Raw genomic sequence first — 13,396 nt, 5'->3', positions numbered from 1 at the left:
CCGCAATGGATGATGTACAGCAACTGGGCGAGATGCTTCGTCATTACGCCGATAGCGAAGCGCACAAAAAACAGCAGTTCGAGGTGCAATCGGCGCGCTGGGCGCTAAAGCTCGGCGAGCTGTTCCAGCAGATCGAACAATGGCTGGAACCGGTCAATACCGCTGGTTTGCTTGAAGTCCACCGTGAAGCGTATGTCGCCAGCGGCCCGAGCGTTCCGGTGGAGACATCGCCGTTCAAGAGCGAAAAACTCACCGTGCAGATCACCGGCAAGAATGTGGAGTTCGTGCCGGACGTGATGGGCGTCGGCGGCTTGATTTCGGTGTCGGTCATGGGCCTGACGGCGGCACGGCACGGCAGTGTTTCACTGGTGCTGCCGGCGGACAAAAACGACTGGTTGTGGAAGAAAACCAACGGTTTGAAAGACCCGGACACCTTCGCCTTCAACGCGAACTTCCTGGCCGCACAGTTGCAGAGCCTGATCCCGCGCGAGCGCAGCTGAGCTTTTCAGCGCTTTTTTCCAGGATTGGCTATACCTACAGCTCAACGTTCTGATGATGACTGCCAAGGAGTTCGAGGATGAAACTAAGGCTAATGATCAGCACGCTCTGCATCGCCACGATCGGGATGGTGGGCTGTGCCAGCGAAGTCACGCAACCGGATGAGTATTCAGGATTCCTGTCCGATTACAGCCGCCTCAAGCCGGCCAAGTCGCCTTCGGGCGTCGAGGTGCTGCGTTGGGTCGATCCGAAACTGGATATGAGCCGCTACAACGCGGTGTATATCGAACCGACGCAGTTTTACCCCAGGCCCCAAGCCACCGCGAAAATTCCTGAGAGCACGTTGCGTGGCATCAATGACTACTTCAACCAGGCCCTCAAGCGCGAAGTCGGCAAGTCATTGCCCCTTGCCCAAGGGCCCGGCGCCGGAGTGTTAGTGGTGCGTGCGGCGATTACGGCAGTCAGCAGCAAAACCCAGGGCCTGAAACCTTATGAGTTCGTGCCGGTCGCCCTGGTGGCCGCTGCGGTGAGTACCGGCACCGGCATCCGCGACCAGGACACGGTGCTGGGCACCGAGGCGCAGTTTCTCGACGGCGCCAACGGCAAGGTGGTTGCCGAGGTAGTACGCAAGGGCACCGGCAAGCCGCTGGAAAACGACTCGCAGGTGATGACGCCCAATGACGTGAAAAGCGTGATCGACGGTTGGGCGTCGGATTTGCATCAGTCGTATCTGAAACTGAAAAAGCGGTAAGTCGCCGACCGTATCACTTCAGTGGCGTCAGCGGCGGCAGCTTCCACTGGCCGTTGTTCGCCTCGGGTTTGGGCAGGTACAGGCGCAACACCGCGTAGAACGGGCCGGGCGGTGCCGGCAACCAGTTGCTCTGTTCGGCTTTTGGCGGTTCGTGGTGTTGCAGCGCCAGGGTCAGGCCGCCATCGGCGTCCAGTTTGAGGTTGGGCAACATCCGCGAATTGATCACATAGCGCTTTTTGTGGTTGGGCACCAGCAACTTGGTCTTGGCGTTGTACAGGGTCAGTGACCAGAAGGCGTCGGCCGGCGGCAGTTGGTCCTTGGCGAAGTGGACGGTGTAGCTATGGCGCGCGCCGTTGGCGGGCTTGCCTTCACTGTCGACGACGTAATTGAAGTAGGTGGCTTCATCGGCAGAGTTGCCGAAAAGCCCCACCTCGGCACCGGCATAGCGGTACAGGTCGTTGTTTTTCAGGTGATCGCGGTTGCCGAACAGGTCGCCTATGGCGACCTGCTGGGTGTCGAGTTTGTCTTTTTTGAACGCCGCGAACTCAGCCTTGGCGTCGGCGATCCCGTCTTCCAGCGCTTTACGCTGTTCGGCGCTCAACTGGTTGACCTTGAACGGCGCACCCGGTGCGATGCCGATGGTGGCAAAGCGTGCGAGCTGGTCTTTCTCGCTGTCCTGGGGGGCAGCGAAGGCGAGCATGAAGTTCAAGTAGCGAAACAGTTGCGGGCCTTCGGTCATGTTGGCCAGCGGTTTGGGCCAATCGATCTTCGGCGCCTTGGCGGGGGCGGCTTGTTTCACATAGCTGCTGAGCGACTGCACTTTGTAGCCATTCTGGATCTGCTTGACCTTGTTCAGGTCCTTTTCATCAAACAACTGCGTGCGGTACAGCGCATAAGCGAGGTTACTTTCGCTATACACCACGCGATCCACATCGACCGGCTGCTGACCTTTCCAGTCGGGCCCGGCGATCATGTAGTGGCCGCCATTGTTGCCGGTGCTGCGCGTGCCCAGGTACGCGAAGTTATGCGTATAGAGGTCGACCAGTTGCACCGAGTAATAGCGGTTGTCTTCGATCTTGGGCAGCGTCAGCACCAGCGGCTCGCTACGCAGGTCCATCCAGACGAAGGAGTAGGGCGTGTCGGGGTTTGGCGTGGCCAGTGTGGTGTCTTTGGGGGTGAAGACCTGGGCGGTGTTGCCAATATGGTTGAACGGCGCCTTGAAGTTGACGCCGCCCTTGTCGACCGCCTGGGTGTAGAGCGTTTTGTACATTTCCACGACCGGGTAACCATACAAATAGGCTTCCTTGGCGATTGCCCGAGCCTCAGAGGGGGTGGCCGTGAAGTCGGCCCAGGCGCCAGAGCTCATGAGTATCGAGAGGCTCGCCAACAGCAGGCGCGTCGGTTTTCCAATCATGTTGTTGCGTCCTTCCAGAGGGCTTGTGAGGAGTACTATTGAATGGTGTGGCAAAGCGGCGAGTTTCCAACTTTATTGGCCGAACGTCACGTTAATCCCGGTATGACATACAGCTTGACGTAAAAATGCCGCCCCTGTGGGCGGCACTGGACAAAAACGCAACGTCAGGCTGCGTCAAGCATTTGCTTAACCTTATTGCGCAATTGATCGATGGAGAACGGCTTGGCGATCGATTGCATGCCCGGCTGAACCTCGATGCTCTCGGGATAACCACTGGCAAACAGGACCGGCAGTTGCGGGCGCAGTTTACGCGCCTGGGTGGCCAAGTCCCGGCCATTCATATCCGGCAGGCCGACATCGGTCATCATCAGATCAATGACCTTATTTGTGTCCTCTACGAATTCAAGCGCCGATTTGGCGTCTTCAGCCTCCAGCACACCGAACCCCAGCTCTTCGAGTACGTCGACGATCAGCATACGCACAATGGAGTCGTCTTCGACTACGAGAATGGTTGAGGTGGGTGCCGACATAGTGAACATTCCTGAAAAAGTGAAGGTGCTGGGCGCGACAGGTCTAAAGGCAATCCACTAGTGAGTAGCGACAAGGCCAGCAAGTTCCGAAAAATTGCTGGCATTGTGAGCTTCGCGCCGGAGAATGTCGCGTCAGGGGCGGAAAAACTACAACGGAACCGACGCGATACGGTGGACCTGTGCGGAATCGCGGTAGAACTGCATGTCACCGGACTCAAAATAACTCACTTGATACTCAGGCGTGCCCGGATTCGTACCGTAAGCCCGATGCTGAAACGGGCTGGTGCCGCGATTCAGGGTACGTTCCAGGCCATTTTTCATGGCCTCGGCCGAGTCAAATTGGGCCATCCCGAAATTCGGATCGAAGTAGAACCAGACGGGTTTGTCGTCACGCACCATGACGCCGGCCAGCAGGGCGTGATCCTTCGTTGCAATCCTCAGGCTCCTTGGCGGGCTCGCATCGGTCAGCTCGGTGGCGATCTGATGATAGGGAATCTGCCTGGGCTGCTTGCCCATATGAAAGGTATCCACGTGTTTGACTGCTTCATGAAACGACCTGAGGGTGCGGATGAACTGCGTCGCCACAGGGTCCTGTGGATCGGCGGCCGCCTTGAACATATTGCCCAGGTAGGTCGTCTCTTGGCCCGATTGCATGGACAGTGCCAGGGTATTGGCGATACCCGCACATTCGCCTGGTGAAGCCAGATTGACTTGGCTGAGGTAAAACTCCTGGGGCATCGGGGTCAAGGTGCCGCCGACGGCGTGGATATCCCGCTGGAACAGGGTAAAGCCTTCCTGGATCAGTCTGACTTTCTTGCGTTCGATCTGTTTGACCAGCGTGCCGACGTCTTCGGCGCCCAGCCACCCACGGGAGATCAGCATCTGAAGCTCGAGAATCGTCGAGTCTGATGAGAAACCCGGCACCTTGTGCGGGTCACCGTTCGCATAGCCGGCGTTGAAGTCGGAAACCTTCTCGGGGCGTTGCGCGCGTTTCAACTCGTTTTCGAACTCTTTGGGTGCATATTGACCGAGTACGGTCGGCGGGCCCTCCGGCGACTGTATTTCGCCCGCCAGTTTCTTGTAGAGCCAGTCGGTGAAGCTCTGGTTGATCTGCCCCTTCGCCGACACCGTGGTGGGTGCGAAGCCCTGGAGTGGCCCGCCGTAGGCGCGCATTTTTTCCGCGTCGAAGGCATACCACTGGCCATTTTTCAGCACCGCGGCACCGTCAATACTGTGTTCGCCGATCTTCACGGTGCCTGTGGCGACGACGCCATGCTCGTTGCTGGCGGCTTTGAGCAGGTCGTAACGGCCCGACGCGCCACGCAATGCGTTCACACCTTGCGCGCCTTTGGCGCCGAGGAACTTGAGCCCGCCACCGGCCAGGCGGGCCCCGCCAACCGCCAGGTCGCCTGCGCCGCTCAGCGGGTTGAATGCGCCGAACGTGGCCATGCCGATGACTTTGGCCGACCGTGCCACCTTGGTCGCCGCCGAAACGGTGGTCCCTGCGATCTTGACCACTTTTCCGGCCGCACCCACACCCGCCGTCACGATGCCGAACGCGTCCAGGCTCAGATCGATCAAGCCTTCAGCAATGTTGCCGTTGCGGAAGTGGTTGATCGCGGAGCGCAAAGGGACCAGGTCCAACAGGAAGTTTTCAATCATGTCGGACCGGTTCCGAATATTGTCGTCGGTGGTGAGGCCACGCGCCTGTTGCTTGATTGCCGGATCATCGAGGTTGATATGTTCAACGAAGGCATCGGCGATCAGTTGGACGCGGGGCGAGGCGAAGGTATCGCTGGGTGAATCGCCAGGCGGTGTCTGTTCTGTGTCAAGCGTGGTTTGACCGGCGCTGGGGGTGAACACCTTTGTTTCGGAGACGATATTCGCCTTCCTTGAAGAGCCAGGCTGTGCCTGCCACTGCGGAATACTGCGGATAGCGCCGGCATTGAAGTCGATCTCATAGGCCGTGGTCACCCCACCGCGCTCGATCCTTACCAGTAGTTCTTCGCCTTTGGGCAGCTCGGTTTTGTCACTGAACAAACCCAGCCCAAGTTTATGGGCGTGATTTTGATAAAAAGTGACGTTGCCATATTCAAAGTTTTTTCGGTCGTCTGCCGGCAACTGGCTGATCAAGTGCTTGATATACGTGCCGACGGCGTTCTTCTTTTCCTCGATCACCTGCTTGAATTGCGACTCGAACGCCGTGGCCACCCCAAACTCGGGATTGGCGTTCAACGCCCCCACGGGGATACGGCTGTCACGGGAGCCGTAGACCGCGTCGGGTCCAACGTCCATCATCGCGACATCCAGCAGCGAGTGCACGCCCGGCACCTGATTTCTACGCCGGATATCCCCGCCCGGCATATGGGTGACGCGAATCAAGGGTTCTTCGAACAGCGCCTCCTTGTCGGGAAAGCGTTGTTTCAGCTCGGCCAATGCCATCGCTTTACGGGACGGGATGTCTTTGTCGAAGGCCTCTGAGGCGGCCAGCATCACGGACTGGCGTTCGCTGAAGCGAGTCACCAGGTTGTTCAGTTCATCGGACGCGTACAGATGCTCGGCTTTTTTCTCCAGCAGGCCATTGGCCGTGCCCCAATCGATCAAGGCGTTACGTTGAGCGGTGTTCGTCATGTTCACGTCTGCGCCGCTGGCGTGTTCGGCTTCCAGCATGACCGCGGCGAAGCTCATATTGGCGACCCGGCCGGGTATGTGCGCGTCGACCATCGTCGCGGCGATTGCGAGGTTGACCCAGGCCGGGCTGCCAAAGGTCACGCTGTCGGGAATGTCCTTGACCAGAAATACCGGCGCACGACCCGCCAGCAGCAGGTGGGCGGCTGCGCCAGCCAGTTCTGGGCTGGTTTTACCCTGAGCCACCAGGTGTTGGCGCAGGGCATCGACGATTTGGGCGGCCGACTTGCCCCTGAGTGAGTCGTCGGCCAGGTCGAAGCCGGCCACGTTGTTGCGTTGGGGGGCGGTGATGGACTCTGGGTCCAGCTGCAGTATCACGGCCGCGAGCAGGTAATCGAGGCTGCTGCTATCGGTGGCAATGCCCTGCATCTGTTCCTGAAGCGCGTGGCCCAATGATTGTGCTTCTGGCGAACTGACAAGGGCGTTCAACGTCGCGCCCGGGCTCGTCAGCGCTTCGGCCGCGAGAGGGGTTCGATGCCGCAGGAACTCCAGTACTCCGCCAGTGGTGTGCTTGAGCGGCTGTTTTTGCCCAAGAGGGTCGGTGTAATCCTGGGTGCGGGTGTGCAAGCGTTGTTGCTCATCGGCGCTCAAGGGCACCGGCCAGCTGAGGGCGCCGCCCAGGTTACCCAACGGGTGCGCCTGGGATCGGGCGGCCATGGCGTCCGACAGCCCGGTCAGGGATAAATGGCTATAGGGTGAAAGCAATCCTCCCTGGCGATTGATAAAGCTATCCACGCTGGTGCTGCCGCCGACTTCGCTGTGATAAACCGAGTCGGGGTGAACGTCCATCGGCGTGGTCTTGAGGGCTGCCTGCACGGCCGGGGTGGAGGCGTCAGGCCCAAGCCGCAGGGCGATTTCATTGAGTTTGTCGGCAAGTGTTTTGAGGTTGTGATAATGCCCCAGCTTCGCCTTGAGGCTAGCGCTTTGCGCGACGGTGACGCTGGCTGGCGGCTGCACCGTTGGCGCAGGCGAGTCGTGGCTGGGGACGGGTGTCAACGTCGGCGGTGTAGCGGCGGGTATTGCGGGTGGCGTGGAGAGCGGCATCAATGAAACGCTGGGGAGGGTTTGCAAGGAAATAGTCATACGAGCACCGTTTTGTTGAACAGAAGGTGAGCGCCTTTCTCGCGGAGTTTCCTTATTCCCAAGACGCTTTAGTCTGTGGGAAGGCTGGTCAACCAGGTTCCGGTTCAGCACGGGCGGAGTGTGAGCAACTGAAACTGCGACGGGATGTGGGCGGCGTTCAGGGTGCCGTTGCCCGATTGCGCCGTTTCGGGTTGCAGCGGTTCATGGCAGAAAAATAGCGTTCAACCGCAACTTTGGGGCAAACTCCCGGTTTTTCCGCATTTGGCAAAGGCATGCCCATGACTCCCGCGTCGACCGTCGATGAAAAGAGCTTTCGTACACTGTTGAGCCGCAACGTCGCACTGCCCCTCGGTGTGGGTGTGCTCAGTGCGGTGTTTTTTGTGTGCCTGATCACTTATTTGTTGTCGGTGATCCAGTGGGTAGAGCACACCGACCGGGTCATCAATAACCTCAACGAAACGTCCAAGCTGACGGTTGACCTGGAAACCGGCATGCGCGGTTTCCTGATCACCGGCGACGAGCATTTCCTCGACCCCTATGAAGTGGCCAAGCCGCGGATCATTGCCGACTTACACAATTTGCAGGAGCTGGTGGCGGACAACCCGCAGCAGGTAGATCGCCTCAAGCGCCTGGAAAGCCTGCAACTGGAGTGGAACAACTACGCCCAGTCGATGATTGATATGCAGCGCGAGAACGGCGACTACCGCAGCGCGGTGAAAGCCGGCCGGGGTAAACGCCTGACCGATGAGATTCGCAATGAGTACGACGACGCGGTGGCGATGGAGCAACAGTTCCGGATTACCCGCAACGCGGAAGTCACCCGTACCACCCTCATCAGCGTCACCCTGTACTTGGTGTTCGTGCTGGGGCTGAGCGGCTTTCTGGCTTACATTGGTCGTAAAAATTTACTATCACTTTCAGATAGTTACAGTGCGAACTTCGCGTCGCAACAGAAGATCGCATTGCGTCTGGAGCAACAAGCTTGGCTGCGCAATGGCCAGACCGAACTGGCCGAACAGGTGCTCGGTCAACTGACCCTGAACATGTTGGGACGCAATATCCTGCAGTTCTTTGCCCAGTACATGGGCTCGGTGGTGGCGGCGCTGTATGTGCGCGAAGAGCACGGCGGCCTCAAGCGCGTGGCCGCCTATGGTTTCTCCCGCGAGCAGGAGCAGCAGGAGCAGGCGATCTACAGCGACGAAGGCATCGTTGGGCAGGCCGCCCAGCTCGGTCGCCTGATTCGCCTGGACGACGTGCCGGTGGATTACTTCAAAGTGAGTTCCGGCCTGGGCGAAGGCACGACCCGCAGCGTGCTGGTGGTGCCGACCAGCGATGACGACCGGATCAACGGCGTGATCGAACTGGGTTTCCTGCGCCCGCTGCAGGAGCGCGACATCGAACTGCTGGAACTCATCGCCGGCAATATCGGTACCTCCATCGAAGCCGCCCGCTATCGCCAGCGCTTGCAGGAAGTGCTGGCCGAGACCCAGCAGCTCAACGAAGAGCTGCAAGTGCAGCAGGAAGAGCTCAAGACCGCCAACGAAGAGTTGGAAGAGCAATCGCGCATCCTCAAGGAGTCCCAGGCCCACCTGGAAACGCAACAGGCGGAACTCGAGCAGACCAACGAGCAATTGGCTGAGCAGACGCTTACCCTGGCCGAGCAGCGCGATGCCATGGACCGCAAGAACGTCGAGCTCAACCAGGCCCAGCTTGAGCTGGAAGACCGCGCCGACGAGTTGCAACGCTCGAGCAAGTACAAATCAGAATTCCTCGCCAACATGTCCCACGAACTGCGTACGCCGCTGAACAGCTCGCTGATCCTGGCCAAGTTGCTGGCGGAGAACCCTCAGGAAAACCTCAGCGCCGAGCAAGTCAAGTTTGCCGAGTCGATCTATTCCGCCGGCAATGACCTGCTCAACCTGATCAACGACATCCTCGATATCTCCAAGGTCGAAGCCGGCAAGCTGGAAATGCGCCCGGAAAACTCCAGCGTGGCGCGCCTGGTCGATGGCCTGCGCGGGATGTTCGAGCCGCTGGCGGCCGATCGCAAGCTGGGGTTCCAGGTGCAGGTGCAGGAAGGTACGCCGACCATGCTCTTTACCGATCGCCAGCGCCTGGAGCAGATTCTCAAGAACCTGCTGTCCAACGCGGTCAAGTTCACCGAGCAGGGCCAGGTCAGCCTGTCGGTGTCTCGCGCGCCGGGGGAGGGCGTCGCCTTTACCGTGCGCGATTCCGGGATAGGCATCGCCCCGGACCAGCAGGAGAGCATCTTCGAAGCCTTCCGTCAGGCCGACGGCACCACCAATCGCCGGTATGGCGGCACCGGCCTGGGCTTGTCGATTTCCCGCGACCTGGCCGCGTTGCTCGGCGGCTATATCAGCGTCACCAGCGAACCCGGCCAGGGCAGCACGTTCACCCTGGTCATCCCGGAGCAGTACGTCGAACGCGAGGAAGACGCTGCGCCTATCGAGCAACCGCGCCAGGTGATTGCCGCCCCGGCGCCCAAGCCCATCGCGGTCTCGCCGCTGCCGGTGGCCGATGCCACACAGATCCCGCGCTTTGCCGACGACCGCGAGAAAGCGCCGTTCGCCACGCGCTGCATCCTGGTGGTGGAAGACGAACCGAACTTCGCGCGCATCCTGTTCGACCTCGCCCATGAGTTGGGCTACCACTGCCTGGTGGCCCATGGCGCGGATGAGGGTTACAGCCTGGCCGAGGAATACATCCCCGACGCGATCCTGCTCGACATGCGCCTGCCGGACCATTCCGGGCTGACGGTGCTGCAACGCCTCAAGGAACACGCCAATACCCGCCACATCCCGGTGCATGTGATCTCCGTGGAAGACCGCGTCGAAGCCGCCATGCACATGGGCGCCATCGGTTACGCGGTGAAACCCACCACCCGCGAAGAGCTCAAGGATATATTCACGCGCCTGGAAGCCAAGCTGACCCAGAAGGTCAAGCGCGTGCTGCTGGTGGAAGACGATGACCTGCAGCGCGAGAGCATTGCCCGCCTGATCGGCGACGATGACATCGAGATCACCGCCGTCGGCTTTGCCCAGGAAGCCCTCGACCTGCTGCGCACGAACATCTACGACTGCATGATCATCGACCTCAAGTTGCCCGACATGCTCGGCAACGAGCTGCTCAAGCGCATGGCCACCGAGGATATCTGCTCGTTCCCGCCGGTGATCGTCTATACCGGGCGCAACCTGACCCGCGACGAAGAGGCCGAGCTGCGCAAGTATTCGCGCTCGATCATCATCAAGGGCGCCCGTTCGCCGGAGCGCCTGCTCGACGAAGTCACACTCTTTTTGCACAAAGTCGAATCGCAGCTGTCCCATGAACGCCAGAAGATGCTCAAGACCGCGCGCAGCCGCGACAAGGTCTTCGAAGGGCGCAAGATCCTGTTGGTGGACGACGATGTGCGCAACATCTTCGCCCTGACCAGCGCCCTGGAGCACAAAGGCGCCGTGGTGGTGATCGGGCGTAACGGCCATGAAGCCATCGCCAGGCTCAATGAAGTCGATGATATCGACCTGGTGCTGATGGACGTGATGATGCCGGAAATGGACGGTTACGAGGCCACCGCCCTGATCCGCCAGGACCCGCGCTGGAAGAAGCTGCCGATCATCGCCGTGACGGCCAAGGCCATGAAGGACGATCAGGAACGTTGCCTGGCGGCCGGCTCCAACGATTACCTGGCCAAGCCGATTGACCTGGATCGCCTGTTCTCGCTGATTCGCGTCTGGTTACCGAAGATGGAACGTATTTAAGTGGAACGCAGTTTTTTGGAAAAAAGCAGTGATATTGAGCTGCGCCTGCTGATTGAGGCGATCTACCTCAAGTACAGCTATGACTTTCGCGACTACTCCGGTGCGTCGGTCAAACGCCGTGTGGCCCACGCCTTGCGCCAGTTTGAATGCGCGACGATTTCGGCGTTGCAGGAGCGCGTCCTGCACGATCCGGCAGCGTTCATGCAATTGCTGCAGTTTTTGACGATTCCGGTCAGCGAGATGTTTCGCGACCCCTCGCACTTCCTCGCGATCCGCCAGGAAGTGGTGCCGCTGCTCAAGACTTATCCGTCGATCAAGATCTGGATCGCCGGTTGCAGCACCGGGGAGGAGGTGTACTCCATGGCGATCCTGCTGCGCGAAGAGGGGCTGTTGGAACGCACCATCATCTACGCCACCGACATCAACCCGGCATCGCTGGATAAAGCCAAGCAGGGAATTTTTTCCCTGGAGAATGTGCGTGCCTATACCGCCAACTACCAGCAGGCCGGTGGGCAGCGTTCCTTTGCCGATTACTACACGGCGGCTTACGATCATGCGATCTTCGACAAGACGTTGCGCGAGAATGTCACGTTCGCCGACCACAGCTTGGCAACCGACAGTGTTTTCTCAGAAACTCAATTAATTTCATGTCGTAATGTACTGATTTACTTCAATAAAAAATTGCAGGATCGGGCGTTTGGATTGTTCCATGAGTCGCTGTGTCATCGTGGCTTCCTGGTGCTGGGCAGCAAGGAAACCCTGGATTTTTCCGCCTACAACAAGCATTTCGAGCCCTTGGTCAAACAGGAACGGATCTACCGGAAATCATGAACGACGCTGCCGCCAACCCCATGTGTGGGATAGAAGCCATCGTCGTCGGCGCGTCCGCCGGCGGCGTTGAGGCGTTGCTGAGTATTTTTGGCGATCTGCCGCAGGCCTTCGGGCTGCCGATCATTGCCGTGCTGCACCTGCCGGACGAGCGCCGTAGCCAGTTGGCGGAAGTGTTTGCGCGACGTTTGCAGATTCCGGTACGCGAAGGGCAGGACAAGGAAGTGATCCAACCGGGCACCTTGTACTTCGCCAGCCCCGGCTATCATTTGTCGGTGGAGCATGACCGCAGCCTGTCTTTGAGCCAGGAAGACCGGGTACATCATTCCCGGCCCGCCATCGATTACCTGTTCGCCTCGGCCGGCGATGTCTACGGCAAGCGCCTGCTGGCCATACTGCTGACCGGTGCGAACCAGGACGGCGCCCAAGGGCTGGCCCACGTCAAGCAATCGGGCGGTATCACTATCGTACAGGACCCCGACGAAGCACGGATTGCCGTGATGCCGCGGGCGGCGCTGGCCCTGCACACGCCTGACCATATTCTGACCTTGAGCCGCATTGCCTCATTGCTGGCTTCCCTGGAATCTTCCCCATGTTAAGTACTATCCAGGCCAAACTGCTGATCGTCGATGATCTGCCGGAAAACCTGCTGGCCCTCGAAGCGCTGATCAAGCGCGAGGACCGCCAGGTCTTCAAGGCCTTGAGCGCCGACGAGGCCTTGTCCCTGTTGCTGGAGCACGAGTTCGCCATGGCGATCCTCGATGTGCAGATGCCTGGCATGAACGGTTTCGAGTTGGCCGAGCTGATGCGCGGCACCGAAAAGACCAAGAACATCCCGATCGTATTCGTCAGCGCCGCCGGCCGCGAACTCAACTATGCCTTCAAGGGTTATGAAAGCGGGGCCGTGGACTTCCTGCACAAGCCGCTGGATATCCATGCGGTGAAGAGCAAGGTCAATGTGTTCGTCGACCTGTACCGCCAGAGCAAGGCGATGAAGCAGCAGGTGGAAGCGCTGGAGCGCAGCCGCCGCGAACAGGAGTTGCTGCTGACACGCCTGCAGGCCACTCAGGCAGAGTTGGAGCAGGCGGTACGCATGCGCGATGACTTCATGTCGATCGTCGCCCACGAAGTCCGCACGCCACTCAACGGGCTGATTCTCGAAACCCAACTGCGCAAGATGCACCTGGCCCGGGACAACGCCGCCGCGTTCACCCTGGAGAAGATGCGCGCCATGGTCGACCGCGATGAGCGGCAGATCCAGAGCCTGATCCGGCTGATCGAAGACATGCTCGACGTGTCGCGCATCCGCACCGGCAAACTGTCGATTCGTCCGGCGCGCTTCGACCTCACGCAACTGGTGCGCAACCTGCTGGAAAACTTCGCGCCGCAAGTGGCCGCCGCCGAGTCGTCCATGCAACTGGAGGCGGAAGGTCCGGTGGAGGGCAGCTGGGATGAATTCCGCATCGAGCAAGTGGTGTCCAACCTGCTGACCAACGCCTTGCGCTATGGGGCCAAGAGCCCGGTGGGCGTGCGGGTGTACAGCGAACACGGCGAAGCACGGCTGGAGGTGCGGGACCACGGGATCGGCATCAGCGCCGACAATCAGAAGCGCATTTTCCAGCAGTTCGAGCGCGTGTCCGCCAGCCATGTGGCCGCCGGTCTGGGCCTCGGGCTGTTTATTTCCGAACAGATCGTCGCGGCCCATGGCGGTACCATTGAGGTGGAGAGCCAGATAGGCGAGGGCGCCCTGTTCCGGGTGTGCCTGCCCCTGGACGCGTCGGCGTGAAAACAATCGTCACTTCGACGCAACCTCTGCGTGACTGCATGG

At 59.9% G+C, this 13,396-nt stretch carries 9 protein-coding genes; 6 read left to right on the top strand and 3 right to left on the bottom strand.

The features are described from left to right. The first annotated feature begins 5 nt into the window (after positions 1 to 5). Together TU80_RS07445 and TU80_RS07440 are read left to right on the top strand one after the other, a co-directional pair. A complete protein-coding gene (locus TU80_RS07445; protein WP_017846279.1) occupies positions 6 to 500 on the top strand; it encodes a hypothetical protein in 495 nt (164 codons plus the stop codon). Between the two features lie 77 nt (positions 501 to 577). After that, positions 578 to 1,249, top strand: a complete 672-nt coding sequence (locus TU80_RS07440) for a DUF3313 domain-containing protein (RefSeq protein WP_057004156.1) — start codon at positions 578 to 580, stop codon at positions 1,247 to 1,249. Positions 1,250 to 1,262: 13 nt separating this feature from the next. On the opposite strand, the gene TU80_RS07435 is transcribed toward TU80_RS07440, so the two are convergent. From TU80_RS07435 to TU80_RS07425, 3 genes are all read right to left on the bottom strand, one after another. Beyond that, positions 1,263 to 2,663 carry a DUF1254 domain-containing protein gene (locus TU80_RS07435; RefSeq protein ID WP_046383513.1) on the bottom strand — a complete coding sequence of 467 codons (1,401 nt, stop codon included), beginning with the start codon at positions 2,661 to 2,663 and terminating at the stop codon, positions 1,263 to 1,265. A 164-nt stretch (positions 2,664 to 2,827) separates the two neighbouring features. Next, positions 2,828 to 3,193 carry a response regulator gene (locus tag TU80_RS07430; RefSeq protein WP_057004155.1) on the bottom strand — a complete coding sequence of 122 codons (366 nt, stop codon included), beginning with the start codon at positions 3,191 to 3,193 and terminating at the stop codon, positions 2,828 to 2,830. Positions 3,194 to 3,340: 147 nt separating this feature from the next. Beyond that, a complete protein-coding gene (locus tag TU80_RS07425; protein WP_232565618.1) occupies positions 3,341 to 6,964 on the bottom strand; it encodes a hypothetical protein in 3,624 nt (1,207 codons plus the stop codon). A 278-nt stretch (positions 6,965 to 7,242) separates the two neighbouring features. Between TU80_RS07425 and TU80_RS07420 the strand changes: the two genes are divergently transcribed. Genes TU80_RS07420 through TU80_RS07405 form a run of 4 tightly spaced genes read left to right on the top strand, consistent with a single transcriptional unit; the run spans position 7,243 to position 13,354 of the window. Further along, positions 7,243 to 10,740, top strand: coding sequence for a response regulator (locus TU80_RS07420; RefSeq protein WP_057004153.1), 3,498 nt, complete (start codon positions 7,243 to 7,245; stop codon positions 10,738 to 10,740). Continuing rightward, positions 10,741 to 11,571, top strand: coding sequence for a CheR family methyltransferase (locus TU80_RS07415; protein WP_017846273.1), 831 nt, complete (start codon positions 10,741 to 10,743; stop codon positions 11,569 to 11,571). It begins immediately after the preceding gene. Then, complete coding sequence (locus TU80_RS07410; RefSeq protein ID WP_057004152.1) at positions 11,568 to 12,167, top strand: chemotaxis protein CheB; 600 nt, start codon at positions 11,568 to 11,570, stop codon at positions 12,165 to 12,167. Before TU80_RS07415 ends, TU80_RS07410 begins: the two co-directional genes overlap by 4 nt. Then, positions 12,161 to 13,354 (top strand): hybrid sensor histidine kinase/response regulator, encoded by a 1,194-nt coding sequence (locus TU80_RS07405; protein WP_046383509.1) that lies wholly within the window; start codon positions 12,161 to 12,163, stop codon positions 13,352 to 13,354. The genes TU80_RS07410 and TU80_RS07405 overlap by 7 nt, the downstream gene beginning before the upstream one ends. Positions 13,355 to 13,396 lie beyond the last annotated feature (42 nt).

Source organism: Pseudomonas veronii, from assembly GCF_001439695.1.
GTDB classification, from domain to species: domain Bacteria; phylum Pseudomonadota; class Gammaproteobacteria; order Pseudomonadales; family Pseudomonadaceae; genus Aquipseudomonas; species Aquipseudomonas veronii.
The sequence above is the reverse complement of the archived record's forward strand: the minus strand, read 5'-3'. Positions and strand labels throughout refer to the sequence as shown.